This window comes from Streptococcus sp. 11-4097 (genome assembly GCF_018215285.2).
GTDB lineage: Bacteria > Bacillota > Bacilli > Lactobacillales > Streptococcaceae > Streptococcus.
The window spans coordinates 166,642-191,106 of the sequence record NZ_CP185262.1 but is presented as its reverse complement, the minus strand read 5'-3'; the positions used below and the strand labels follow the sequence as shown (position 1 = coordinate 191,106).

Annotated in this window: 29 protein-coding genes; 3 read left to right on the top strand and 26 right to left on the bottom strand. The window is 40.7% G+C overall.

Going from position 1 to position 24,465, the window contains the following annotated elements:
- Positions 1 to 24: 24 nt before the first annotated feature.
- Positions 25 to 1,035 (bottom strand): type I glyceraldehyde-3-phosphate dehydrogenase, encoded by a 1,011-nt coding sequence (gap, locus tag KB197_RS00985; RefSeq protein WP_000260662.1) that lies wholly within the window; start codon positions 1,033 to 1,035, stop codon positions 25 to 27.
- 222 nt (positions 1,036 to 1,257) lie between these two features.
- Entirely contained in the window at positions 1,258 to 1,881 is a 624-nt protein-coding gene (locus KB197_RS00980; RefSeq protein WP_000483064.1) for a cysteine hydrolase, read from the bottom strand.
- A 254-nt stretch (positions 1,882 to 2,135) separates the two neighbouring features.
- Between KB197_RS00980 and KB197_RS00975 the strand changes: the two genes are divergently transcribed.
- From KB197_RS00975 to KB197_RS00965, 3 genes are all read left to right on the top strand, one after another.
- The gene (locus tag KB197_RS00975; RefSeq protein WP_000111607.1) at positions 2,136 to 2,696 is read left to right on the top strand and encodes a TetR/AcrR family transcriptional regulator; all 561 of its coding nucleotides are present in this window, start codon (positions 2,136 to 2,138) and stop codon (positions 2,694 to 2,696) included.
- Between the two features lie 173 nt (positions 2,697 to 2,869).
- Complete coding sequence (locus KB197_RS00970) at positions 2,870 to 3,184, top strand: hypothetical protein (RefSeq protein ID WP_002880183.1); 315 nt, start codon at positions 2,870 to 2,872, stop codon at positions 3,182 to 3,184.
- A gap of 20 nt (positions 3,185 to 3,204) precedes the next feature.
- Entirely contained in the window at positions 3,205 to 3,507 is a 303-nt protein-coding gene (locus KB197_RS00965; protein ID WP_253170849.1) for a hypothetical protein, read from the top strand.
- 78 nt (positions 3,508 to 3,585) lie between these two features.
- Here the strand turns inward: KB197_RS00965 and adhE are convergent, their stop codons facing one another.
- The 24 genes from adhE to KB197_RS00845 form a co-directional block, all read right to left on the bottom strand.
- Positions 3,586 to 6,237, bottom strand: coding sequence for a bifunctional acetaldehyde-CoA/alcohol dehydrogenase (gene adhE / locus KB197_RS00960; RefSeq protein ID WP_212573753.1), 2,652 nt, complete (start codon positions 6,235 to 6,237; stop codon positions 3,586 to 3,588).
- Between the two features lie 299 nt (positions 6,238 to 6,536).
- Complete coding sequence (locus KB197_RS00955; protein ID WP_020902388.1) at positions 6,537 to 6,947, bottom strand: MORN repeat-containing protein; 411 nt, start codon at positions 6,945 to 6,947, stop codon at positions 6,537 to 6,539.
- Positions 6,934 to 7,377 (bottom strand): low molecular weight protein-tyrosine-phosphatase, encoded by a 444-nt coding sequence (locus KB197_RS00950; RefSeq protein ID WP_212573754.1) that lies wholly within the window; start codon positions 7,375 to 7,377, stop codon positions 6,934 to 6,936. The genes KB197_RS00955 and KB197_RS00950 overlap by 14 nt, the downstream gene beginning before the upstream one ends.
- Positions 7,378 to 7,423: 46 nt before the next feature.
- Entirely contained in the window at positions 7,424 to 7,723 is a 300-nt protein-coding gene (yajC, locus tag KB197_RS00945; protein WP_001069289.1) for a preprotein translocase subunit YajC, read from the bottom strand.
- 116 nt (positions 7,724 to 7,839) lie between these two features.
- Positions 7,840 to 9,816, bottom strand: a complete 1,977-nt coding sequence (gene tkt, locus KB197_RS00940) for a transketolase (RefSeq protein WP_064275838.1) — start codon at positions 9,814 to 9,816, stop codon at positions 7,840 to 7,842.
- A 115-nt stretch (positions 9,817 to 9,931) separates the two neighbouring features.
- On the bottom strand, positions 9,932 to 10,555 hold the full coding sequence (locus KB197_RS00935) for a hypothetical protein (RefSeq protein WP_064275837.1): 624 nt from the start codon (positions 10,553 to 10,555) through the stop codon (positions 9,932 to 9,934).
- A gap of 50 nt (positions 10,556 to 10,605) precedes the next feature.
- A complete protein-coding gene (jag, locus tag KB197_RS00930; RefSeq protein WP_064275836.1) occupies positions 10,606 to 11,595 on the bottom strand; it encodes an RNA-binding cell elongation regulator Jag/EloR in 990 nt (329 codons plus the stop codon).
- 17 nt (positions 11,596 to 11,612) lie between these two features.
- Positions 11,613 to 12,437, bottom strand: a complete 825-nt coding sequence (locus tag KB197_RS00925) for a membrane protein insertase YidC (RefSeq protein ID WP_025172897.1) — start codon at positions 12,435 to 12,437, stop codon at positions 11,613 to 11,615.
- Positions 12,412 to 12,783 carry a ribonuclease P protein component gene (rnpA, locus tag KB197_RS00920; RefSeq protein ID WP_000739245.1) on the bottom strand — a complete coding sequence of 124 codons (372 nt, stop codon included), beginning with the start codon at positions 12,781 to 12,783 and terminating at the stop codon, positions 12,412 to 12,414. Before rnpA ends, KB197_RS00925 begins: the two co-directional genes overlap by 26 nt.
- A gap of 149 nt (positions 12,784 to 12,932) precedes the next feature.
- Entirely contained in the window at positions 12,933 to 14,123 is a 1,191-nt protein-coding gene (locus KB197_RS00915; RefSeq protein ID WP_212573755.1) for an acetate kinase, read from the bottom strand.
- 50 nt (positions 14,124 to 14,173) lie between these two features.
- Entirely contained in the window at positions 14,174 to 15,127 is a 954-nt protein-coding gene (locus KB197_RS00910) for a class I SAM-dependent methyltransferase (RefSeq protein WP_064275835.1), read from the bottom strand.
- A 60-nt stretch (positions 15,128 to 15,187) separates the two neighbouring features.
- The gene (locus tag KB197_RS00905) at positions 15,188 to 15,775 is read right to left on the bottom strand and encodes a class I SAM-dependent methyltransferase (protein ID WP_064275834.1); all 588 of its coding nucleotides are present in this window, start codon (positions 15,773 to 15,775) and stop codon (positions 15,188 to 15,190) included.
- Positions 15,776 to 15,807: 32 nt separating this feature from the next.
- Positions 15,808 to 16,221, bottom strand: coding sequence for a competence type IV pilus minor pilin ComGG (gene comGG, locus KB197_RS00900; RefSeq protein WP_064275833.1), 414 nt, complete (start codon positions 16,219 to 16,221; stop codon positions 15,808 to 15,810).
- A complete protein-coding gene (comGF, locus tag KB197_RS00895) occupies positions 16,199 to 16,660 on the bottom strand; it encodes a competence type IV pilus minor pilin ComGF (RefSeq protein ID WP_049552218.1) in 462 nt (153 codons plus the stop codon). Before comGF ends, comGG begins: the two co-directional genes overlap by 23 nt.
- The gene (gene comGE / locus KB197_RS00890; protein WP_253170847.1) at positions 16,623 to 16,925 is read right to left on the bottom strand and encodes a competence type IV pilus minor pilin ComGE; all 303 of its coding nucleotides are present in this window, start codon (positions 16,923 to 16,925) and stop codon (positions 16,623 to 16,625) included. The genes comGF and comGE overlap by 38 nt, the downstream gene beginning before the upstream one ends.
- Positions 16,888 to 17,322, bottom strand: coding sequence for a competence type IV pilus minor pilin ComGD (gene comGD, locus KB197_RS00885; protein WP_064275831.1), 435 nt, complete (start codon positions 17,320 to 17,322; stop codon positions 16,888 to 16,890). Before comGD ends, comGE begins: the two co-directional genes overlap by 38 nt.
- Positions 17,285 to 17,590: a competence type IV pilus major pilin ComGC gene (gene comGC / locus KB197_RS00880; protein WP_212573756.1), complete on the bottom strand. Its 306-nt coding sequence runs from the start codon at positions 17,588 to 17,590 to the stop codon at positions 17,285 to 17,287. Before comGC ends, comGD begins: the two co-directional genes overlap by 38 nt.
- On the bottom strand, positions 17,550 to 17,807 hold the full coding sequence (locus KB197_RS00875; RefSeq protein WP_212573757.1) for a DUF7720 family protein: 258 nt from the start codon (positions 17,805 to 17,807) through the stop codon (positions 17,550 to 17,552). The genes comGC and KB197_RS00875 overlap by 41 nt, the downstream gene beginning before the upstream one ends.
- 237 nt (positions 17,808 to 18,044) lie before the next feature.
- Positions 18,045 to 18,932, bottom strand: a complete 888-nt coding sequence (locus tag KB197_RS00870) for a peptidoglycan amidohydrolase family protein (protein ID WP_212573758.1) — start codon at positions 18,930 to 18,932, stop codon at positions 18,045 to 18,047.
- Between the two features lie 2 nt (positions 18,933 to 18,934).
- On the bottom strand, positions 18,935 to 19,267 hold the full coding sequence (locus KB197_RS00865; RefSeq protein WP_212573759.1) for a phage holin: 333 nt from the start codon (positions 19,265 to 19,267) through the stop codon (positions 18,935 to 18,937).
- Positions 19,251 to 19,691: a hypothetical protein gene (locus tag KB197_RS00860; protein WP_084862284.1), complete on the bottom strand. Its 441-nt coding sequence runs from the start codon at positions 19,689 to 19,691 to the stop codon at positions 19,251 to 19,253. Before KB197_RS00860 ends, KB197_RS00865 begins: the two co-directional genes overlap by 17 nt.
- Positions 19,692 to 19,701: 10 nt before the next feature.
- Entirely contained in the window at positions 19,702 to 20,307 is a 606-nt protein-coding gene (locus tag KB197_RS00855) for a DUF1366 domain-containing protein (RefSeq protein WP_212573760.1), read from the bottom strand.
- 10 nt (positions 20,308 to 20,317) lie between these two features.
- The gene (locus KB197_RS00850; protein ID WP_212573761.1) at positions 20,318 to 22,366 is read right to left on the bottom strand and encodes a DUF859 domain-containing protein; all 2,049 of its coding nucleotides are present in this window, start codon (positions 22,364 to 22,366) and stop codon (positions 20,318 to 20,320) included.
- On the bottom strand, positions 22,366 to 24,465 hold the full coding sequence (locus KB197_RS00845) for a phage tail spike protein (RefSeq protein ID WP_212573762.1): 2,100 nt from the start codon (positions 24,463 to 24,465) through the stop codon (positions 22,366 to 22,368). The genes KB197_RS00850 and KB197_RS00845 overlap by 1 nt, the downstream gene beginning before the upstream one ends.

Here is a 24,465-nt window from a genome sequence, read left to right as displayed (position 1 = left end):
CCTTGCTTTTTATCGACTCATGAATTATTTAGCGATTTTTGCGAAGTATTCAAGAGTACGAACAAGTTGTGCAGTGTATGACATTTCGTTGTCGTACCATGATACAACTTTAACCAATTGTTTACCGTCAACGTCAAGAACTTTAGTTTGAGTTGCGTCAAACAATGAACCGTAAGACATACCTAGGATATCTGAAGATACGATTGGATCTTCAGTGTATCCGTATGATTCGTTTGAAGCTGCTTTCATAGCTGCGTTCACTTCGTCAACAGTAACGTTCTTTTCAAGAACTGCTACCAACTCAGTTACAGAACCTGCTGGAACAGGAACACGTTGAGCAGCTCCGTCCAATTTACCGTTCAATTCTGGGATTACAAGACCGATAGCTTTTGCAGCACCAGTTGAGTTAGGAACGATGTTTACAGCACCAGCGCGAGCACGGCGAAGGTCACCACCACGGTGTGGTCCGTCAAGAATCATTTGGTCACCAGTGTAAGCGTGGATAGTAGTCATCAATCCTTCAACAACACCAAAGTTGTCTTGAAGAGCTTTAGCCATTGGAGCCAAGCAGTTTGTAGTACATGAAGCACCTGAGATAACTGTTTCAGTACCGTCAAGAACGTCGTGGTTAGTGTTGAATACAACTGTTTTAACGTCGTTTCCACCAGGAGCAGTGATAACAACTTTTTTAGCTCCACCAGCGTGCAAGTGTTTTTCAGCAGCTGCTTTCTTAGCAAAGAAACCAGTAGCTTCAAGAACGATTTCTACACCGTCGTTAGCCCAGTCGATTTGTTCTGGATCACGTTCAGCAGAAACTTTGATGAATTTACCGTTAACTTCAAATCCACCTTCTTTAACTTCAACAGTACCGTCGAAACGACCTTGAGTTGTGTCGTATTTCAACAAGTGTGCAAGCATAACTGGATCTGTAAGGTCGTTGATACGAGTAACTTCAACACCTTCTACGTTTTGGATACGACGGAAAGCAAGACGACCGATACGTCCGAAACCGTTAATACCAACTTTAACTACCATTAGTGATTTCCTCCTTATGAAAATCATGAAATTTTTATTGTGAAAAGAGTAACTTGAATCACTACAAATCACCTTTCAACAAACCTATTATATAACTATTTAAGTTTAATTGCAAGTATGGGCATTGTTTTTTGTCTATATCTCGCTTATTTCCCTTTCTCCTTTGAAAGCCTATACCGCTGTCTTTCTTTGTCTACATAGTCATTTACAACTTTCCTTTTTCTAAAGTTGAGCGATAACTTCCTCAGTTGTCAAAACTTGGTTGGCAATGTAGCCATAGTTTGTCAGGGCAGCTTGGTAGGCTTCTTCACCTGGAGCACCGACAGCATCGTTAACAACAATGACATTGTAACCTAATTCTATGAGTTCACGCATGTGTGAATCCACGCAGAGATTAGCATTCATACCAGCCAAGATGACGGTGTCGATACCATTTTTGCGGAGTTGAAGGTTAAGGTCGTTGCTTTCTGGGCCAAAGATTTTATGTCCGTTGACAACAATAGTATCTTCATCCAAAAATGGTTTAATCTCTTCAATCATATCTGCTCCAGAGCCTTCTGGAATTGCTGAATACTGGCTATCACGCCAAAACATTTCGTTTTCAATCATCATCGTTTCACCAGCAGCTTTAAATTGCCACTTGTGATCGTGTGGATAGAAGTAGTGCGGTGAGATAAAACGCTTGTAGCCACGCTCTTGAGCAAGAGCGAAAAGCTTTGTCAGATTTTCAATAGTATTAACTTTTTCAAGAACGTCTTTAGTTGCTCCGAATCCTTTACCAGGATGTTTTAGGAATTCAACTTGTGGGTCTGTGATAACAAATGCGACATTTTTCTGATTGAACATGAGGTTCCTCCTAATATGATTTGATTAACAGCCAATAGGAATTTAGACTGTTAGTTTGATGATTTTCCAAATGGTAGTTTTAGTTATATACTGACCATTCGGTACAATTATAATAACATCTAAAATTGAATTTGTAAATTAATTTGCTCAGAACAAAAAATTTTAATGATAAAACAGTGGCAAAAGGAGGTGGTTTCAATTGTTTGGTCTCAGACTCTGAATCTGCTATAATAGGAAAAAAGAGAGGTGAGTAGATGAGCGTTAAAGAGCGTATTTTACAAAGTGCTGAGGAATTGATTTATCAGAAGGGTTATGTGGCCACCTCCATCAGTGACATCATGGAGGCAGCTGATGTTGGCAAGGGACAGCTTTATTATTATTTCAAATCTAAGAAGGAAATTGGTTTGACGGTCATTCAAGATATTTTAGCAAATTGGCGAAAAGAGCTTTTTGAAGATATTTTTGAAGCAGACAAGTCTGACAGTGACAAGTTTTCGGATATGATTGACTGGGTTTGTCAATTTCATGAAAGTCAGACGGTCTTTTATGGTTGCCCAATTGGTAATCTGATTGTGGAATTGTCCACAGAAGATGAGAACTTCCGCTGTCCTCTCAATGATTTTATGACCCAATGGACAGAGAAGTTAGCCAGCCTCTTGCAAGACCTGCATGCTGACTGGTCAGAAGAGCGGGCGCAGTTGCAGGCCCGTCAAGTCATCTCCAGTATTCAAGGCAGCATTGTCATTCTCAAAGTCAGCCAAGACATCCAAGTTTTAGAAAATAATATGACGGATTTGAAAAAGAATTATTGTTAATTTTTAGCCGAAGAATTAAAAGTATGTTAATTTATGGATTGTGGTTAAGAGGTAAGAATGACAACAGATATTAAAACTGAAATTGGTCATAGAGTAAGACAGGAACGTGAACGTCACAAATTGATGAGAGAAGAGGTCTGTGGACAGAAGCTGACTTAATAATCAAACAGCTGATGCGTACTGAGCTTGGGCAATCCTTGCCAACAATTACTAAGTTACAATATTTATCTAAGCGATTAGAAGTTCCGATAGATACTTTTCTTGAAAATAAAGAACTAGCTCTTCCTGAGGAAGAGTTGCTGAGTCTAGACTTGATTGAAAGAATATTAGACTTGATAAGAACAGGGACAGGTAGTTTCGCTGAAGATATTTTTGATGATTATTTTAAGCAAGTAACACTAAAGCAAGTTTACACATTCAATGATTTACTATTAATTGATTATTTTGCTATGCAATGTCAAGACTTGATTTATAGAAGAGAGCATTAGATGATTTTCGGATTAAGTTGTTGAAACAGCAATTAGTTAGTGATGAAATGTATAATGTAGAGCTACTATCAGTTCTTTGTGCCATAGCGGGTGTTTATGTTGTTCATAATGACTATAAGCATATGATATTTCTAGTAAAAAAGATGAATGAAATTTTATCAGTAACAATGTTGCAAGTCTATAAACCTGGAATTTCAGTATTTGAAGCTAAGTGCTATCTTTATTTTGAAAATGATAAAAATAAAGCAAAGGAACTTTATCACTCAGCAACTATACTAGCTGAACAATTTGATGATAAAGTATTTGATAAAAAACGAAAATAGAAAACTTAAAACTATTCTCAATACTCCAGTTTCACAAAAAAGAGACAGGATAACTCCTGCCTCTAGGCTGATAAACGATTATTTACGGCGTCCTGGTCTTTCTTTGTAACCATAGTAAGAATCTTCGATGATTTCTTGCATGTGGTCAACCATCGGAAGACGTGGGTTTGCTGGTGAACATTGGTCTTCATAAGCAAGGAAGGCCAATTCACGTGAATGTTCTTTCCATTCTTTTTCATCAATTCCTTGTGCTTTGAAGTTCATTTGGATACCTACGCGCTCACCAAGTTCGTAGACAGCTTTTGCGTAAGATTCAACCCCTTCTTCTGGAGTAGAAGCTGGAAGTCCAAGCATGCGTGCGATATCTTGGTATTTTTCATCTGCACGGTAGTAGTTGTACTTAGGCCATGTTGCTGTCTTAGCTGGACGTGTACCGTTGTAGCGGATGACGTATGGAAGCAAGATTGCATTTGTACGACCGTGGATTGTGTGGAATTGAGCACCAATCTTATGGGCCATTGAATGAGAAATACCTAGGAAGGCATTGGCAAAGGCCATACCAGCAATAGTTGAAGCGTTATGCATTTTTTCGCGTGAATGGAAGTCTGCGTTCTTAACTGAGCTTTCAAGGTTTTCGAATACAAGTTTAATTGCTTGAAGTGCAAGACCGTCAGTGTAGTCGCTAGCCATTTGTGATACATAAGCTTCAGTCGCATGGGTCAATACGTCCATACCAGTATCCGCAGCAACAAATCCAGGAACTGTCAATACCAAAGCAGGGTCTACGATTGCCACAGTTGGTGTCAATGAGTAGTCAGCGATTGGGTATTTACGGTTATTTGCTTTATCAGAGATAACGGCAAATGGTGTTACTTCAGATCCTGTACCAGATGTTGTTGGGATTGCGATGAATTTAGTCTTCTTACCAAGCAATGGGAATTTGAAGGCACGTTTACGGATATCCATGAATTTTTGGACAAGGTCACGGAAGTCCACTTCTGGTTGTTCGTAGAAGAGCCACATTACTTTAGCAGCATCCATTGGAGATCCACCACCGAGAGCGATGATTGTATCTGGTTTGAAGGCACGCATAATCTCAGTACCACGGTTTACAGTTGTGATATCTGGATCTGGTTCTACATCAGCAAAAATTTGGTAAACCACCTTATTGCGACGAAGATCAAGTTGTTCGATGATACGATCAAGGAAACCAAGCTCTACCATGGCATGGTCAGTAACGATCATGACACGTTCAACGTCACGACATTTTTGAAGGTATTGAATTGAATCACGTTCAAAGTATGTTTTTGAAGGAAGTTTCATCCATTGCATGTTATTTCTCCGTCTTCCGACTTTTTTGATATTCAAAAGGTTAATGGCACTAACGTTATCCCCAACTGAGTTACGTCCGTAAGAACCACATCCGAGTGTCAATGATGGCAAGAAGGCATTGTAAACGTCCCCGATACCACCGAAAGTAGAAGGTGAGTTACAGATAACACGAATAGCTTTAACAGCTTTACCAAATTCTTTAGTCAATTCTTCGTCAGCTGTGTGGATAGCTGCTGAGTGACCAAGACCGTTAAATTCAACCATTTGACGAGCTTTGGAAATACCATCTTCACGGCTTTCAGATTTCAAAACTGCGATAACTGGTGACAATTTTTCACGAGTCAATGGCTCGTTTTCACCAACTTCTTTACATTCTGCAGCAAGAATGTTTGTTCCTTCTGGAACTGTAAATCCTGCTTGCTCTGCAATCCAAGTTGCTGGTTTACCAACGATGTCAGCGTTCAATTTCGCACCAGCACAGTTTTTGCTGTTTGCTTTCACGCCGAAGCAGAATTCTTCAAGAAGAGCTTTTTCTTTTTTGTTTACAAAGTAAGTGTGGTAAGATTTGAACTCTGCTACAAATTCATCGTAAATTTCTTTATCAATGATAACCGCTTGTTCAGATGCACAGACCATACCATTATCAAATGATTTAGACATAACGATATCGTGTGCTGCTTGACGGATGTTTGCTGATTTTTCAACATAAGCTGGAACGTTTCCGGCACCTACCCCAAGAGCTGGTTTACCACATGAGTATGCGGCTTTAACCATGGCATTACCACCTGTTGCAAGGATTGTCGCAACACCTTCGTGGTTCATAAGGGCACTAGTTGCTTCCATAGATGGTTCAGTGATCCACTGTACGCAGTTTTCAGGAGCTCCTGCTTTAATCGCAGCATCACGAACGATTTGAGCTGCGTGAGCTGATGATTCTTGAGCTGATGGGTGGAAGGCAAAAACGATTGGATTACGTGTCTTCAATGAAATCAATGATTTGAAGATTGCTGTTGATGTTGGGTTTGTTGTTGGAGTGATACCACAAACAACGCCAACTGGTTCAGCGATAAGAGTCAAACCTGTTACATCGTCTTCTTCGATAACGCCAACTGTTTTAGTGTGGCGCATGTTGTTTACTACGTGTTCACAAGCAAACAAGTTCTTAGTTGCTTTGTCTTCAAATACACCACGTCCTGTTTCTTCATAGGCATGTAGAGCCAATTCTCCGTGGGCATCCAAAGCTGCCACTGACGCTTTAGCTACGATGTAGTCGACCTGTTCTTGGTCGAGTTTACGCATTTCCTCAAGAGCAACTAAAGCTTTTTGCACCAAGCCGTCGACATGCTTTTCAGCAGCGAGTTTCTTTTCTTCTGGTGTCACAGTTTTTTTATCAGCCATATTTTCCTCCATAGCTTTCAAGGATTGATATCCTTTGTTAATTTTTTCACAAGTTTATTATAACGCATTATTTCAACTTTGTAAACAGTTTCATAAACATTTCACAAAGAATTTTTTATTGTTTGTGAATTTTTAATCATTTTCTTTACTTATCAAGTTTTTTCGTTAGAGTTTGTGAAATCAATTTCAAATATTTTTTATTTCACAAACTTACTTGGAAGAGGGGATTGGAAAGAGATAGATTTTCTAGTAAGCGCTTACTTTTAGATGCTAACAATACCTCCTTTGATAAGGAGGCTTTATTTTTGTTGAAAAACGCCTTGTTTAAAAGTCCCTTCATAAACGACTTCTTGTTCTGTTGTTAGTTTCCCTTTTCCTTCAGCCTGACCATTTACAAAATCACCTTCGTAGGTCCAGCCTTCTTTAGATTGAAAGGTACCTTTTCCATTGAAGGCTCCATTGTTGAAACCACCAGTATACTGGTCTCCATTTTGGAAGGTAATGGTACCTTGTCCATTCATTTTACCACGTACAAGACTGCCATCGTAAACAATCGTTCCATTATCAAGCTTTAGAACACCTTTTCCGGGAATATTTAGAAAAAAGACGAGCACAGCACAAAAAACAATCGTAACTACTGCCAAAAGCTCTAAACGTGGACGAGTCAGATAGACACGATATTTTTCGTAAAAATTCTTAAGATTTTCCACCTTCACTCTCCTTTTCTAAACGTTTTAACCAAGCTTGACAACCCTCTTGAACACGCTGATAGGTTTCCTCAAAATCTCCTGTATACCAAGGGTCTGGAACACTTTCAGATGCAAATGAGTAAATCTTATCTTGACAGTCTACTGGACACATCTGACGTAAGTCAGAAACATTTGAAGCATCCATTCCGATAATATAATCAAAGGCTTCAAAATCTTCCTTACTAATCTGAAGCGATGTTTTGGTTTTGTCGTAAGGAATCTCATACTGTTGAAAAATCCATTGAGTTCCCTTATGAATCGGATTGCCATGTTCCCAAGAAGAAGTCGCTCGACTTTGGATTTCATAATTATCTGTCATTGATTTCATAACAAACTCAGCCATAGGACTACGGCAAATATTCCCCAGACAGACAAAGACTAGTTTTTTCATCCCATTTCCTTTCTTTTATAGAAAAACGGGAGTTAGTAATCCCGTCTTATTTTTCAATTGCGCCTTCTAGTGAAGCTGTTTCTTTCAGCGGTAATACGGTCTTGATAGCAGCTAGTTCAAAAGTCAAGTAAACTCCATCTACATCAAGAACAATCGTTCTCTTCTCAGTATCTACTTCATCGACTGTTCCGTAAAGTCCACCGATTGTAATCACTTCATAGCCTTTTTGTAGTTTATTTAAGCTTTCCATACGTTTTTGTGCTTGTTTCTTTTGAGAGCGTTGCATAAAGAACATCAAGCCCAACATCGCTACAAGCATAATTAAAAATGTATAATTTGGATTCATTTTCTTCTCCTTTGTCTTTTACATAGGACTACTATATCAAATTTCAGCTACTTTTACAAGATTGTACCTTGCTTTTCTAATAAGAAAAACCAGAGCTTGCGCCCTGATTTTTAGGATTATTTCAAGTTTTGAACGACTTTTACAAGATTTTCAACTGTAAAGCCATATTCTGCCAATACTTTTGGTGCTGGTGCAGAGGCTCCGAAGGTATCAATACCAAGAACAGCACCATCTAGACCAACATATTTGTACCAGTTTTGAGTTGCACCCATTTCGACTGCAACACGACGGCGAACTGCATTTGGAAGAATTTCTTCCTTGTATGCTGCATCTTGTTTATCAAATACATCTGTAGATGGCATACTGACTACGCGAACTTTTTCGCCTTGACTAGCCAATTCTTTGGCAGCTGAGACAGCAAGATTAACCTCTGAACCTGTCGCAATCAAGATCGTATCAAAGTCTGATGCATTTTCATATACAACATAAGCACCTTTAGCAACCTTGTCGAAGTCTGTTCCTTCTTCAACAGTCAAGTTTTGACGTGTCAAGACAAGGGCAGTTGGTGTTTTTTCGCTTGTCACTGCAAGGTACCAAGCTGCTTGCGTTTCACGCGCATCTGCTGGACGGAAAACATTCAGATTTGGCATGGCACGAAGACCTGCTAAGTGCTCAACTGGTTCGTGCGTAGGACCGTCTTCCCCGACTGCGATTGAATCGTGGGTAAAGACATAAGTCACAGGAAGACCTTGCAAAGCTGACAAGCGGACAGCTGCCTTCACATAGTCAGAGAAGACGAAGAAAGTTCCACCGTATACACGAAGTCCACCGTGAAGGGCCATCCCGTTCAAGATAGTTCCCATGGCAAATTCACGAACACCAAACTGAATGTTACGGTTCAAGCGATTGGCATCGTCTTGAAGTCCGTCAGTCTTGATATAAGTCATGTTTGAGTGAGCTAGGTCAGCTGATCCACCTAGGAAGGTTGGTAACTTAGCTGCCACAACGTTCAAAGCATCCTGACTCGAGTTGCGAGTTGCTTGAGAGAAGCCATTTTCTAAGGCTGGGAAGTCTGCTGGAGTCACTTCAACTGGATCACGTCCATCGATGATAGCTTCTACTTCTGCAGCCAATTCTGGATGCGCTTCTTTATAATCAGCAATTAATTTAGTCCAAGTTTGATAAGCTGATTCGCCACGGTCTGCAACATGTTCTTTGAAATCAGCATAAACTTGTTCTGGAATTTCAAATGGTTCATAGTCCCAACCGAGGGCTTGACGAGTTGCCGCAGTCTCATCTGCTCCAAGAGGGGCACCGTGTACAGCATTCGTTCCCTGTTTGTTTGGAGAACCGTATCCAATAACAGTCTTCACTTCAATCAAAGATGGTTTGCCTGAAGCTTTAGCTGTTTCGATAGCAGTATGGATAGCTTCCAAGTCTGTTCCATCTTCAACCAAGGCAGTGTGCCAACCGTAGGCATTGTAACGGTCACGAACACTTTCTGTAAAGGAATCCTTTGTCTCACCATCCAAGTTGATGTCATTTGAATCATAAAGGACAACCAACTTATCTAGTTTTTGCAAACCTGCGTATGAAGCCGCCTCACTTGAGACACCTTCCATCAAATCTCCGTCTCCACAGATAACATAAGTATAGTGGTCAAAGATATTGTAGCCTTCACGGTTATATTTGGCTGCCAAGAAACGTTCTGCTTGGGCAAAACCAGTGGCAGTTGAAATCCCTTGACCTAGAGGACCTGTCGTAGCATCAATCCCTGCTGTATGGCCAAATTCTGGGTGACCAGGTGTTTTTGAACCCCATTGACGGAAGCTCTTAATCTCATCCATGCTGACATCTTCAAAACCAGAAAGGTGAAGAAGGGCATAAAGGAGCATTGAACCATGACCAGCTGAAAGAATAAAACGGTCACGGTTAATCCAGTTTGGTTGAGCTGGATTGATACGAAGTTGTTTTGTAAAGAGGCTGTAAGCCATCGGAGCCGCTCCCATAACCACACCTGGATGACCTGAGTTGGCTTTATTAATGGCGTCAATACCTAGGAAACGAATTGCATTAACAGATAGATTTGACATAGAATTTCCTTTCTATTTGAGGTGATGATTGAATCACACATTCTATTTTACTATTATATGAAAAAATACATAGAATAGCAATTAAACAATTCGACGTAAATAAGTATTCTATTTGCTATCCTCTAGTAGCCTGATAGTAGGGAAGTAAGCGTTCATAAGCATCTTCTAATTTTTCTAAAATCACTTCTAATGATTGATTTTCTATGATAGAAACATCTGATTTAACTAACACTTTTCGGATTTCTTGACTTCCTACCTTCTCGACTAAAACCTGACGATTTTCCTCAGTAGCCTCCATCTTATGACTTTCTCCATTTGAGTAGACTAAGTAATAAACACCTTCTACTGGTGGAATTTCTAAAACCTTGGCCTGCTTGCCTAGAGTTTGCTCATCTTTCTTGCGCTCGATGAAACTGACTTCTAGGGAAACACCAAAATCAGAAGGATTCCCGTACAAACGTAAGGCTAGCATAGGCTCTGTCACTTGTCCGTCTCTCTGTAGATAGACCCAGAAATGTGGTCGCAAACACTGCGCTTGGTTCATCCACTGGCTAGTCTGTTGGAGTTGCCATTCTGGATGGCTTGCTTGAAAGGCTTTGGTTAGCTCTGTAAAAGCCTTTCTGGCCTCTTGACCTTTGTGGCGAAATGCCAGCATTTTCTCTCGCTCTGCTCCCGCCTTATCAGGATTACGGTACTGCAAACCAGCAAAGTCTAGATAGTCTCTTATCTTATTCAACATTAATTTAATCTCCTCCAGCTAGCAAAAAATCAGGAGAACCCTGATTTTGTTTATTCTGTATCTACAACTACATAGCGATTTGGCTCATCACCTTCAGAATAACTCGTCACGCCATCCATACGCGAAATAATGCGATGGATAATCTTGCGTTCGCTATTTGACATAGGATCTGTTTGATGACTACGTCCTTCTTCTAAAACACGAGTCGCCAATTTTTGAGCATAGGTCTGCAAGACTTCTGCACGATGTTCAACGTAATCATTGACATTAATAGTAATGTAGAAGGTTCTTGAATAGCGGTTATAAAGATAATTTTGAGCCAATAGTTGTAAGGCCTTCAAAACTTTACCATGGTAACCGATAATACGACCTGGCTCATTGGTATCAATTTGTAAATTGATGCTACGACGGTTATAATCATTTGAAATCGTCGCCTCAACGTCCATATCATCAATGATTGTTTGGACATAAGTCGTGACTTCCGTAGCTACTTGTTCAATGTCAAAACTCGGTTCAACTTTTAAGCCCAGATCTTCTAATTCTTGACTTTCAGTTTGTTCAGCTTGAGTCTCGACAATAGGAGTTTCTACTTCTTCTCCGAAACCAGCTTCTTCAAGCTGTAATTCATTTAAAATCTCAATGTGCCCAGTTTCTTCTAAAATAGTGTTAGCATGTTTTTCATTTTTCAAAATTTCAGCCTTGACTTCATCAGAAACACCTTGGCCTCCTTCTTCAATCTTTTTAATTGCTTCAACAACATGCCCCAAATCAACAGTCGCTTGACTGACTGTTTTGACTGGTTCATTTTGTTCGTTAATTTCTTTAGGAACACCCTTTACAGCCTGCTGATTAGCTTTAATGACCGTTGTTTCACTAATAGCTTCAATATCAACTTGAGCTGGTTTTTTACCAAATAAACCAAGAAAGCCATTTTTTTCACGAGAAATGACTTTGATGTGAGCCTTCAGTCTTGGGATATCTAATTCTTTCAATCCTTTCTGGATTGCTTCTTCAACAGTTGAACCTGTAAATACTACCATTACCAGATTCCTCCTTATTATTTCGTTTTCTGAGCCTTTTTCTTGGCTTTTCTTTTTCTATTTTCCAAATCTTTCTGTGCCTGAACTACCGCCTCGCGCTCTGCGATAATCTTGAATGGATTGTTCAAGAAATAGGTTTGCAAGACTTGATAAGCATTGGACACTGTCCAGTATAGGGCGACTCCACCTGGTGCATAAACTGCAAAGATAAAGATCAAGACTGGAATCCCATACATCATCGCAGTCGTAGCGCCATTACGCTCAGACAAGGCTTTGTTGGACAACCAAGTACTTAAAAAGGTAAATACAGCTGCTAAAATCGGAAGAACAAGGGTTGTATCCACACCACCAAGGTTAATCCATAAGAAATGACCTGTCTTTAAAAAGTCAACTCTTGATAGAGCTTGGAACAAGGCCAAGATAACCGGCATCTGAATCAAAATCGGCCAAAGAGAATCTGACTGTCTGACACCCATTTCTTTAAAGACTTTACGCATTTCTTGCTCTAGCTTGGTTCTGCTTTCCATATCTCGACCTGGATATTGTTCTCGAAGCGCCTTAATACGTGGTTGAGCTTCCTGCATTTTTCTGGAAGCCACCATTTGCACTTGAAAGACTGGCAAAAGCAGTGTACGAATCAAGACCGTAAAGAGGATAATCCCCACTCCGATACTGATATCAAATGATAAAAAGCGAATGATTTCAGCAAAGAAGTAAACAAATTTACTCCAAAAATCAGCCGAATCGGCTGTAATATCGCTAGTTGCCCCATTTGTTGCACAGGCTGTCATGATCAATAGGGACAGTCCTAGCAAACTAGTCAACTGTAGTTTCTTTTTCACTCCCATTTCCTTCCTGGTAAATCTTTGATAATTTTAATACGTGGAGTAGATTTTTCTCCATCTCTGCGTATCCCAAGGTTTCGACTCCTTTTCGAGCAATGACAACAAAGTCGACATCTTCTACCAGACTCCCTTTGGCATTCTGGATAATATGCCGAATCCGTCGCTTAATTTGATTTCTAGTGACGGCATTCCCCAGTTTTTTGCTAACTGATAGACCTACTCGAAAATGGTTTTTCTGATTTTCTAGTTGGTAGACAACAAACTTGCGATTGGCAAAACTTGTCCCCTCCTTGAAAATCGCCTTAAAATCTTTCTCTCTTTTTACACGAAAGTTTTTCTTCAAAACTCAACTCCATCTATTAAATTACTACTATTATACCATATTTTTCAAAAAAGCCAATCATAGCAAGGTTTTGGACAATTTCACCATAAAAAGAAGTTGGAAAAATCTCTTTCCCAACTCCTTGTACGGAATATTTTTACTAGTTTTACTTATTTTTTCAAGCGTTCAACGTCACGGGCAATAACTAGCTCTTCATCTGTTGGAATAACCAATACACGGATCTTCGCTGCCTCTGTTGAGATGTCTCCTGTCACACCAAAGACGTTCTTTTCTGGGTCAACATCACAACCAAACCAAGAGATACCTGAGATAACATCTTCACGCACATTTGCAGCATTTTCACCAATACCTGCTGTGAAGATAATAGCATCTGCTCCATTTAAGACTGCAAGGTATTGACCGATATGTTTTTGGATACGGTCAACATACATTTCATAAGCCAAAGTGGCATCGTGGTCCCCTTCTTCCATAGCAGCAATCACATCACGCATATCACTAGACTTGCCTGAAACACCCATTAGTCCTGATTCACGATTAAGGACATGACTAATGTCTTCAGGAGTATTAAAGTCCTCTGTATATTGCATTAAGTAAGGAATGATAGCTGGGTCAATATCCCCTGTACGAGTTCCCATCATCACACCACCAAGTGGAGTGAATCCCATTGAAGTATCGACAGATTGACCACCCTTAACAGCTGTAATAGAAGCACCATTACCGATGTGGCAAGTAATCAATTTCAAGTCCTCTAATGGACGGCCCAAGAGTTTTGCTGCTTCTCCTGCTACAAACTGGTGACTTGTACCGTGGGCACCATATTTACGCACCTTGTTTTCTGTGTAATATTTTGTTGGTAGAGGGTAGCGATAAGCTTTCTCTGGCATAGTTGTGTGGAATGAAGTATCAAAAACAACTACACTGGTAATGTCTGGCAGCAATTCCTTGAAGGCACGAACACCTGCTGCATTGGCTGGATTGTGGAGAGGAGCCAACAAACTCAACTCTTCAACTTTTTCTAAAACATCTCCCTCAACGACTGTTGATTCTTTGAAATATTCTCCACCGGCAACAACACGATGTCCAACACCTGTAATCTCGTCATAAGTCTTGATAATATCGAAACGAATCAAGTCATCCAATAAAATTTTAACAGCTTGTGTATGATTTTCGATATCCAAAATTTGTTGTTCAGAACGGCCGTCAAATTTTACAGTTGAAATTGAATCTTTCAAACCGATACGTTCAATCAAACCTTTCGCCAATACTTTTTCTTCTGGCATTAAGTATAATTGCCATTTCAAACTTGAACTTCCCGCATTGATTGCAATTGTTTTTGTCATAACATGATACCCCTTTTTAAGCGTTTTCATCTATTATAACAAAATCTATTTTATATTTCAGTACCTTGAGTCCATTTTTGAAAATTTTCTTTAAATTTCATTAAAACACTTGCATCTTGTAAGCTAGCAAGTGGATAAACAAAAGGCTCTACTGCTATTTCATTTTTCTTCTGTAGGATAAAAATAGTCTTAGATTGTTTGGCATTGGCAAAGAGATTTTCAGGCAAACTAATCATGGCAACTAGATTCGCCTCCTCTTTCAACCACCCTTTCAACAAATCACTCTGAGGACTGGTCAACAAATCACTCGGAGCGAGAAAAATAGCGTAGCCATCTGACTTGAGATACTTAAGTCCTTGTTCCATGAGCAAGTGATGAGCGTAAGTATGTTCTTGACTAGAAGCAACTTGATGGCGCGACGCAACGGCATCATATGGATAATAGCCGACAGGCAAGTCGCTGATGACCACATCGCTCTCTTTGAGCATTTGTGGACGAACTGCATCTCCTTGGACAAAGCCAGCCTGCAAACCAATTACATCTGCCATACTAGCCGCCAAATCAATCAGCAAATCATCCACTTCCATCCCCAAATAATCCACCTTTTTATCAAGCGAGGTCAAGAAAGTAGCGCCTAGAATTCCCATCCCAGAACCCATTTCGAGGATCGTAATCTCCTCTTCTTTAAACAACTCTTCCACAATAAACACCAAAAGTAAAGCAATGGCATCTGGTGTAAACTGGTGATTGGCCTGTAGGGGCTCTGTCTGCCCAGCCTTCATCAAGAGAAACTGGTAGGTCTTGAGCCATTCTTCTTTGCGTAGCGCTAAGCGTTTAAGGGCCTGATTGTTTTCCTTGACCTGCTCTAGCTCAGTTTCACCATCCAGATAGATGCTATTTTGCTCCACCAAGGCGTCATAAAAGTTGGTCGCCAAATCACTTTGGATGACTTGGACATTCTCTAGTAAATACGTATAAGCTTGTTCAATTTTTTCAAAATCCATATTCCTATCTTATCAAATTTCCCTTCTTTTTTCCATCCTTATAGAAAAATCACTCCCTGACTAGGCGAGTGATTTTTGGGCTACTGTTAAAAAGAGTTCTGCGTAATTTCCTTGAAACAGGTCTTCAGCGCTATAGAGGATCTGACTATGCACAGATGAAAAACCAAACTGGGCTAGATTGTTTTCCAGTTCAACCAATTCAAATCCATGATGGTTAGCTTCTGTCTTGGTAAAATCAGCAAGTAAAAGTTGTCCGTTTTCTCTCAGATGTTGATGAAACAGTGAGAGAGTCGCATCCAAATCAGGCATATGATGAAGAACACGACAAACAACAATGAGATCAAACTCTTGCTTCAAGGGATTTTCCAATAAATCTTGCTCCAAAAAGTGGATATTCTTGATGTCTTGCCGCTCCGCTTTCAAACGAGCTTGCTCCAGCATTTTCTCCGAAATATCCACCAATGTTACAGACTTGGCCTGCTTGGCTAGGGGCAAGGTTAACAGACCCGTCCCTCCACCGAAATCCAGAATTTCTTTGTCTGATAGAAGATCAATCTGTTTCTCGACTGCTTGACAAACCAAGTTTGCAAGGAAGATATTTTTAGGTGAATCAAAAGTTTCTGCTTTGTGGTTAAAATCATGTTTCATATTTTTAGTTTAGCACAAAGTAGCTTGATTGGCTAGGAATTCTCTTTCTTTTCAACTTTCTCTTCTGATTTTGTCTTCTCTGCTTGATTACTTGAATCAGTCACTACCTTTTCCTTTTTAGCTGTTTTCTCTTCTTTGAGTTTGACGGAAGGAAAGATGAACTCATATTGGCTCTTAGGCGTACGAACCCTTGTCACCAAGCTTGTTTTCTTGTTTTGATAGTTCACCTGACCTAGATTAAAGGCCTGTTCCCCACTTTCTTGCTCAATCTTATCCTTGGTTCGCTTGGCCATAGCAAAAGCAAGCAGCTTTTCTTTATTTAAAGCATAGTCTTGATAGTGGGCAACTTGTCTGTTCAAGTAAAATTGTAACAAAAGGCTAAAAATGGCTGCCATGGTCACTGCATAGAGGAGAACACCTGCCTTAACTTTTTTCTTTTTCCACACGATAGATGAACTCCCTTTCTAAACCTTTTTGGAATTGAAAACGAAAGCGAACCAGTTGATTCTCCTCTGTAATCTGCGCAGATTTGAGTCCATAAATCATAGGCTGATATCCTCGTCCACTGGCATCAGTTTTTCGAAAATCATCTGATTTTGACTTACCTATCGCAATTTCCTTGCCATCCTGCTTCATATAGAGGCGATTGCCCTCCACTTTTTCGAACTTCGAACGATCTAATTCTACCTCCAACTGGTCCACAAATAAGAGCCACTCTTTTTGCTCACTTTGCTGCTGATAGCGAACTTCTGAAATGAGGAGCTGACTCATGGCTTGAAAGAGGAGTAGACTCCCACTGATGACAATCAGGGCAATCAGAGATTCCAACAAGGTGAAAGCCTTGACCTTATTGCTCTTTGATAGCCAACAACTGTTCTGAACCATGATAAACCTCCAATCCCTTTTCACTAGAAAACACCTGAATCTCCACTCCGTTTATGTTTACCTGATTTTGACCTGTCTGCAGTGCCATCTTAGCAACACGCACAACTTCTTCTTTCTGCAAGATTTTTGCTTCTTTTTGCCTATTCTTTTGAATTTGTCCCAAAAGGAGAGTCGCAATGCTGGCAAAGATAGCTAAAGCAACTACTGCTTCCAGTAAAATCACTGCCCTAATTTTTTGTTTCCTTAATGCGTTTAATTTTTCCATTTCCTAGATATAATTGATAACGAATCGCTCCTTTACTGGTATGAAATTCAACCTTAGCCAGGGACGAATTGCCCCCAGCTCGGTCAAATGTGATATTTTGTCCCGATGGTGCTTGAATTCCTTTAGGAACTGTCAGCTTTTGACTGCCATTGCTAATGGTCTGTCCGTCTATGCTCAAACTTGTCTTTTGCTGACTAGCTACACTGCGTTTTTGAGTTTCCCGATAGAGTTCTTCAAACTCCATAAAGAAAATCTGTTCCTCTACCGCCGCAAAAGTGGACTGGACAGAGCCAGACAAGCCCAAGGCAAGGATACTCACAAGTCCCAAAACCAAGAGACTTTCCAGCATAGTGAAAGCCTTAATCTGCGACCGTTTGAGTCTTATTTTGTTTAGCATGGTATTCTTTATAAGCTTTAGCCTGTTCTTCTGTGATTCGCCCATCTGCTTGTAACTTACTTAGGCTAGCATCTTCATTTTTATCCAAGCTATAAAGCTCTGCCTGGCTTTCTACCACCTTAACAACAGCAGCTTTCCCTTTGTCGTTGACTGCTTCTTTTTGCTTGGTCAGATTAGGTACAAAGAGCAAGAGAAGCACGCTGATGATGAGCAAGACCACCAACATTTCAATAAAGGATAGTAAAATTATTGATTTTTTCCATCTCATACATCTGCAATGAATGCAATACGAGATCACGATATTTCCAGGTTGATACCAGGTACTCAATAACCTCTTGGTCCTCTATCTTGCATTCCATAAGAAGTAATAGCTTGACTGTATACTCATTTTTCAAAATCGGCACCTGATAAGTCACATCCACCCAATGCTCAAAACCTAAGTCTGTCTGCTCTACGCTTGCAAGTTTAATGTTCAAAATGTTCATATTTTCTTCCTCCTACTTATCTATTCGTAGAAAAAATAAAAAAGCAGTGAAAAATCACTGTTTTTTTCTACTTTCAGAGAAAACAAACGATATTCAAGCGAAAAATAACGCTCTTAGCCTCGACCTATAAATGTTTTTCAGGAATTTCAAGCGATTATCAAGCGTATTTCAGAGCAAACAAAAAACCGCAAGCCTGAGCCTGCGGTGAAAGAACAATTTAGAAAGTTTCCTTTCGTTTTATTTTGTAGTAATGAGCCCATCTGGCTCGATGTTAAAGGCTTCTTTATCGGCCATACGACCATCAGGAAGCAGCATGTAGTATCCGCCATTGTAAGGCACAAATGTGTTCGATTTCATATCGCCGTTGGTAGCATCACAATAATACCAATTATCGTAATACTTAATCCAGCCGGTTTGCATCGAACCGTCACGATTGAAGTAGTACCATGCACCAGCAATTTTCTTCCAAGATGTGGCCATGTACCCACTAGAGTCGAACCAGTACCATTTACCATCTGTGTGCTTGAGCCATTTCTCAGAGTACATATAGCCTGACTCGTCGAAATAAAACCATGATTGATTTTCTTCGATATATTCGAATTGAGATTTTGGATAAGTACCGTTAGCACGAGCAAACCAGTATCCAGTATCATCTTTTTGCCAACCTTTTTTAGGTTTTTCAGGCTGTGCATTTGGATTGGTCAGACGATACACATAATAGTATGGACGCCCGGCATATAGCCAAATATCATCATGATTATTGACCGTGATACCATCATAGCGATAGTTACAGTGGATAATGTTGTCGCTATCCACAAAGATACCAGTATGTCCTCCAGCGCCAGATGAATACCCTTTACGGCCCCAGATGAAGATGTCTCCACGCTGAGCGTCCCAAGGCTGGTTTTCGCTAATAAGTTCATAACCGTTCTTCTCGAGCCAACCATGCTCGTACTCGGTATTGACCGCCCAGCCTGCTGACACGGCTCCACCACTTAGCAAAGCATAGTAAATTGAACTTGAACAGTCATAAGAGTCTGGACCGTTTCGGTAGTCCATGCTATAGGTCACTTGACCCTTGCGGGCTTGCATCCAAGCGATAGCTGTTTCAATGTTTACTGTCATGTTTATTCCCCTTTCCACGCAGCGTTCATTTGCTTGACAGCTGCTTCAACAAATGTATCTAAGTCCTTATCGGTCATGCTGATGTTGTATTTGCTGAGCTCTGCACGAATCTTAGTGCGTGCCTGTTCCAATTTTTCTTCACCTTTAAAACCTGTTTCAGAGGCTACCTGCTCCACAGCGTTTACTGCATTTTTGGCCAAGATTTCAATGATTTTGATGGTCTTTTCACCACCTTTTTGAACCAGGTAGTCCTTGACTGCCTTAACTGTTACCCCTGCTAAAATAACAAGGATGCTGATTGCACCATTTGTGATGATTTCAGTAATTTGTTGCATTTGTATTTTCCTCCGCAATTTCTAAATTTACAAATTTATTAAACAGGGCATCGATGCGCCCATTCCCACCTAGTTTTTTGTAACTTGAGTGCATTTTGTGGATAATATCCGACTCGTGAACGCTTGTATAACCACGCTTGAGAGCAACAGTAATATCACGCTCCAGCCGTAGATACATAGTGGCTAGATGTGCTTCATCATGCACAGCCAGCTTGTTGTTGATTTCAGTTATATTTTGCTTGTTCTCCTCGCCGATAGCGTGGATCGTGCTCAATTCCCCCTTCAGCTCCTTGAACTGTTCTTGGTTGAGGTGACCTGCTTTACTGGCTCGCATGCCGAACCAACCAGTCGCAACAACTCCAATTGTGGGGGCTAGCTGAGTGATCGCATGTATCATTTTCTCGATTATTTCAGACCATGACATAAAATCCTCCTTACTCAATGCGTGGCATGACCACAGTCAACACGCCTTGTTGTAGCATCTCAGCAAGAGCCTGGTCTTTCCAAGTGTAGCCCTCTGTGGCTTGCATCTGGAACTTAAAGATAGTCTTGGTTCCACTTGGCCATTTTGGATTCGTATCAAACGGATAAGGCATGGCAATGATGTCTCCATTTGAGTAGCGTGTACTCGTTACAAGTGGCTTGATGAATGCCGCTACCTTGCTATAGGCATGGGTAGGCATACCTCCATTTTGAGATACTGCCAAGGCAATCAAGACCTCTGTAATAGCTGAAACAGTATCAAGATTTTCCTTGTTTTCGGTTACTGCTTGCTCAGCTTTATCCGTTGCCTCTTTGTTCTTTTGTAGTTCTTGAGCTACTTTGCTGAATTTTTCGTTTTCAGCTCGATTGGGGAAATTTTCCTCATAGAGCGACTCAAGAGCTAATTCAAAAAGCTCTGTATTAGACAAGCTGATTTTGTCAGCTTGCAACAAGATAGGTACGATAGCTCCGTCTGCATTTACTAAAGTGACCTTTGTAGCGGATGCTGTTCCGCTACCGTTATATTCCAAGGACTTTGTGCCATACTCTAATTTCATACTTCCTCCTTTAAATTTTGAATGATACGTTATCAAAGTTGAGCCATGTGGCGTCAACGTTTCCCTTGACGACTACGTTACCTCCTGGATAAATCCCGACAACGGCAGGGCCATAGTCATTGTTTAAAGCGGTTTTGAATATCGTCGTGGATGGTCTGAAATTTTCAGGCAAAGTAAAGATAATTGACTCACGGGTAGTCTTTCCGCCTTTACAAGTACCTTTTAAATAAACAATACCGTCAAATGTTTTTGAAAATTGGACATTTCCATAATCTCTATGATGGCTCCACCCATTTTGTAAATTGGCATTTTGCCAAGCTGTCGGATTGCTTTCTGACTTTAGTAAAGCCACATAGTCAGAGTTATTAGTGGATTTTGATTGTTGTACTAGGTAGCGCCATGGCCTCCAGTTATTATCAAAGCCATTCTCCCTAACTGCCATGTATCCCATTGATGTTGTAAATCGCTGAATAGCCTCTACTGAGTTTGGGTTAGGTCTGAATACTTCTAACATCCCCCAAGCGCCAAAAGGATTGTTGGGAGAAGTTCCGTCTATCCACCAATGCCCAGTATTTGTCATTGAGTTGAAATCTTGTTTGATGAGTTTTCCAAAACCTCTATTATCTGTAAGCTGATACTGCTGAATAGGTTTGTCATCGGCAAAAATGTCGCCCTTTACATCCAAAGCACCACGCTCTCTGATTTTGTTGACCCCAACTCCTGACCTGTCATAAGACAAAACCACGCTTTCAGTGGCCACATTGACCATAAACTCAGTCCGAGTGAATTTGTCCTCAAGGATACCAATGACAATCCATGATTGATTAGCTAGATAATTCCCTGAAAGATTAGCCCGTGAATTGACTAGACTTGAAATACTTGACCAGACTCCAGTGGCTTGACCGTTATCAACCGCAAAGGCATCAGTCCCAAGCCGAGCAACCTTAAAGGTCAATGTCATTGTGTTCTTTTGACTTCCTGCCACTGTGAGAGGTGCTATCTTGGCATTTCTCGTAGCGGTCAAGGTGCTAGAGGTTGATCCTGTTCTAGCGATGCTAAAACTTAAAGCTGGAGCGAAATACTCAAGTACGGTTACAGACACCTCTTTAGTATCTGACAATCTGCCACGACTATCAGACACGCTCGCTCTGATTTTGATGGTGCCGTGATAGTTCATAATGCCAAGACTTCCACCGTTTGAGCTTGTGGATTGGTTTTTGCCGACAATTTCAGCATAGTATCCAGTGATGGACGAGCCGTAAGAGCCGACCGCACCATTAAACGCTACTTTGATGTTAGAGATTACCTGAATGAACGTGTTACCGCTTGGGATAAGGTTCTGAGCAGCACTATTTAAGTCTGATAATGATATCCCTGTAAAATTAGGCTTGACATTTACTGGCACGCTTGCCGTGAACGTAGTGGACTGTGTTCCTGTCTTAGTAGAACCTGAATAGGTATCTACGTAGATAGCCCCTGTTCCACTAGCAGAGTTTGGGATATCGTTGGCAAAGTCCATAGGGATTGTCCAGCTAGTGGATGTGTCCACATTGCTTGCAATCGTTCCTGACTTGCCCGCCCAGGAATAGCGCACCGTGTGCTTAAAACTTGAGCTCTGACGATTGATATTGATAATCACTGAACTACCAATTACCCCAGGACTCACGCTTACAGAGCTTGAGCGTGGTATCGTTGAGAGCGTAAATGAGTTTCTACTGATTGAAAGTGTTCCCGGTGACCATCCACCGCTTCCACTAAATGTAGCAGACAGCCCAAACGATTTTTTACCATCGTTATCATGTCTGATTGTTACTGTCTTATCAATCAGCATAATTGAGCTATTTTGACTCAACATAGATGGACGACCTGACCAGCTCAAAGTCTGACCGTCAACGGTTACAGAGGCAGTACAGTCATAATCTGCAAATGTATGAGCACCGTTTGTCAAAGCAAGTCTTAGTCTTACTTGACTGCTATTGTCAGATATATTTTGGGATACTTGGTCTACCCACAGTCTGAGATAATAGCTCCTATCATTATTTGACCAAAATTCAGCCATTAGTTACCTCCCACGTATCTTATTACGTTCATGTCTGGATTGATGTGATACTGTTCTTCTCTAAACCGTCCGATTTGAATAGTTTTTGAGAATATACCATTCTCGATATGGATAACCCCTTGACTAATATACATAACCTCAACCCCTGCTGAATACATTGAAATCCGTCCATTCGGACTAAACAGCATACTAGATGAACCGTCATTCTTACCAATGACTAACCCCTCATTTGATGAGCTCATGTAAGTATCAATGAAATTCCAGCGGTCAGACAATTCTCCTAAGTCTTTAGCGATATTAGAGACACGCTGACTAGCTGAAATCAAATCTTTCTCAGCTTGAACTCTAGCCGTTTCATTAGATTTAACAAAATCCTGATAGGCTTTAATCCAGTTATCAAGCGTGTCAGCGCTAGCCTTGGCCTCTAATTCAGCTTGAATAACTCCAGCCTTTTCATTGAGAGCGTTCAGTTGCTCCTGCGTTAGCCTTTGGTCAGCTTTAGAGTCAATACTTGTCTTGATTTCTTTTAGCTGAGCCTCATCAATAGCCCCCTTGTCCCCTTTGTCTCCTTTAGGGCCAGGGTCTCCTTTATCGCCTTTAACCCCTGGAGCACCAGGTGCACCTCTTGAACCGTCAAGCGCATTGATAAGCGTTAATTGCTCAGAGGCTACCTCTTTGTTATCCACCCATGCTGACACCGTCAAAACCATCTTTTGGTCAATGTCAGAGGCTCTCACAATGTATCTAGCACTAGTAGACTTGATGACATCCCCCACAGTCCAGCGCCATCCAGCATTGATGGCCTTGTTACCTCTCATAAGGGTAGGAGTCACAATCGTCTGGCCTTGGCCATTTTTAAAGGCGACACCGTTATCAGTAGCCAATTTGATTATGTAAGGCTTAGCCTCCTCAATCATCCTGTCTAGTTGTTGCTGAATACCCTGAGAGAGTCTATTCTCAAGCGCTTTGGCATTTGAGAAAGTGGTCTTATTGTTTTTAGGATTGGTAAAGCTGATAGTCTGCTCAGATACCCTCATTTCAAGTAAGAGAGTAGGGCTAAAACCGTCATCATAGACCTTGACTGTATCTCCGATGTCTAAATCTGCAAAGCCCTCAGCCTCGTAAGTGACTGCAGGGTAACAATTCTTTTTGAGTTCACGGTAAGCGATGGAGCGGATGGTCTCAGGGTTTTTGCTCTCTACAGTCATATCTTTCCGTGTGTACTGGTCTAGCGTACCTGTTGAATGAGTGAACGTAGATGGATACATCTGCATTGAGAGAGGAGCTACTAGATAGGCTCCCATTTGATAAAATTCAAGCTCTCCCTTTGCATTTTTGACTGACCAATCTCCAAGACTACTGATGTCAATCTCATTGCCTTGGTCATCCTTACCTGTGGGTCTAACTGAGTTATATATACCAGTCTTGTCAATCGTCCTAGTGATTGTCTTGAGGTTTTTACCGTACTCTAAGACCTTTGAGCTGACTTGTCCTACACCTTGATGGTTGTCATCGTGTTCATGGTAGACATTGATTGTAAATGACTTGATAGAGCTGTCAGCGTTGAGACGTGTGTCAAACTCGATTTCAGCGTCAAATTTCTTAGCTAGACTTAGGAGCCTGTTGAGTTTAGTATCTGTACCCTCCCACTCAGCAGAAATTTTCTTGTCTGATACCTCATTGATACCGATTTTTAAAAAGGTATAGTTGAGCAAGTCCATAGCCTCACAAAATTCCTTGAAAGTCATAGCTTTAGGAGACTTGTAAGGGATAGAATACTCATTGATTAGCTCAAGGTTTAGGTTGATACCATGACACTTGATGACTTTTTCATTTTCCTCAATTTTTCGGATGGTATGTAGGTATGTTTTGCCTTTGTACTGGAATGAGACAAAAGCCTTTTCATTGAGAGTGTTGTAAGCTCTCTTTTGCCCTGTATCTGAGATAATAGCTTTTTTAAAAACAGTAAAATCAAAGATACTAGATCCTGTCTCAAGGTATCTTGTCCAGGTATCATTGAAATAGTTCAATGTATCTTGTTTTTCATTGTCCACAAATGCAACTTTTCGCAAACTTGAGTCATGTATTGTCAGTAACAT

Excerpts from the sequence above, each read along its gene's own strand:
- comGC (WP_212573756.1), bottom strand. The coding sequence starts at position 17,590 with ATGAGATGGAAAAAATCAATAATTTTACTATCCTTTATTGAAATGTTG.
- KB197_RS00910 (WP_064275835.1), bottom strand. The coding sequence starts at position 15,127 with ATGGATTTTGAAAAAATTGAACAAGCTTATACGTATTTACTAGAGAAT.
- comGD (WP_064275831.1), bottom strand. The coding sequence starts at position 17,322 with ATGCTAAACAAAATAAGACTCAAACGGTCGCAGATTAAGGCTTTCACT.
- KB197_RS00980 (WP_000483064.1), bottom strand. The coding sequence starts at position 1,881 with ATGTTCAATCAGAAAAATGTCGCATTTGTTATCACAGACCCACAAGTT.
- KB197_RS00845 (WP_212573762.1), bottom strand. The coding sequence starts at position 24,465 with ATGTTACTGACAATACATGACTCAAGTTTGCGAAAAGTTGCATTTGTG.
- tkt (WP_064275838.1), bottom strand. The coding sequence starts at position 9,816 with ATGTCAAATCTATCTGTTAATGCAATTCGTTTCCTAGGTATTGACGCC.
- jag (WP_064275836.1), bottom strand. The coding sequence starts at position 11,595 with ATGGTAGTATTTACAGGTTCAACTGTTGAAGAAGCAATCCAGAAAGGA.
- KB197_RS00875 (WP_212573757.1), bottom strand. The coding sequence starts at position 17,807 with ATGAACATTTTGAACATTAAACTTGCAAGCGTAGAGCAGACAGACTTA.
- adhE (WP_212573753.1), bottom strand. The coding sequence starts at position 6,237 with ATGGCTGATAAAAAAACTGTGACACCAGAAGAAAAGAAACTCGCTGCT.
- KB197_RS00850 (WP_212573761.1), bottom strand. The coding sequence starts at position 22,366 with ATGGCTGAATTTTGGTCAAATAATGATAGGAGCTATTATCTCAGACTG.
- KB197_RS00915 (WP_212573755.1), bottom strand. The coding sequence starts at position 14,123 with ATGACAAAAACAATTGCAATCAATGCGGGAAGTTCAAGTTTGAAATGG.
- comGE (WP_253170847.1), bottom strand. The coding sequence starts at position 16,925 with ATGGAAAAATTAAACGCATTAAGGAAACAAAAAATTAGGGCAGTGATT.
- KB197_RS00905 (WP_064275834.1), bottom strand. The coding sequence starts at position 15,775 with ATGAAACATGATTTTAACCACAAAGCAGAAACTTTTGATTCACCTAAA.
- gap (WP_000260662.1), bottom strand. The coding sequence starts at position 1,035 with ATGGTAGTTAAAGTTGGTATTAACGGTTTCGGACGTATCGGTCGTCTT.
- KB197_RS00865 (WP_212573759.1), bottom strand. The coding sequence starts at position 19,267 with ATGCAACAAATTACTGAAATCATCACAAATGGTGCAATCAGCATCCTT.
- yajC (WP_001069289.1), bottom strand. The coding sequence starts at position 7,723 with ATGAATCCAAATTATACATTTTTAATTATGCTTGTAGCGATGTTGGGC.
- KB197_RS00970 (WP_002880183.1), top strand. The coding sequence starts at position 2,870 with ATGCGTACTGAGCTTGGGCAATCCTTGCCAACAATTACTAAGTTACAA.
- KB197_RS00950 (WP_212573754.1), bottom strand. The coding sequence starts at position 7,377 with ATGAAAAAACTAGTCTTTGTCTGTCTGGGGAATATTTGCCGTAGTCCT.
- KB197_RS00935 (WP_064275837.1), bottom strand. The coding sequence starts at position 10,555 with ATGTTGAATAAGATAAGAGACTATCTAGACTTTGCTGGTTTGCAGTAC.
- KB197_RS00855 (WP_212573760.1), bottom strand. The coding sequence starts at position 20,307 with ATGAAATTAGAGTATGGCACAAAGTCCTTGGAATATAACGGTAGCGGA.
- KB197_RS00975 (WP_000111607.1), top strand. The coding sequence starts at position 2,136 with ATGAGCGTTAAAGAGCGTATTTTACAAAGTGCTGAGGAATTGATTTAT.
- KB197_RS00870 (WP_212573758.1), bottom strand. The coding sequence starts at position 18,932 with ATGACAGTAAACATTGAAACAGCTATCGCTTGGATGCAAGCCCGCAAG.
- comGF (WP_049552218.1), bottom strand. The coding sequence starts at position 16,660 with ATGGTTCAGAACAGTTGTTGGCTATCAAAGAGCAATAAGGTCAAGGCT.
- KB197_RS00860 (WP_084862284.1), bottom strand. The coding sequence starts at position 19,691 with ATGTCATGGTCTGAAATAATCGAGAAAATGATACATGCGATCACTCAG.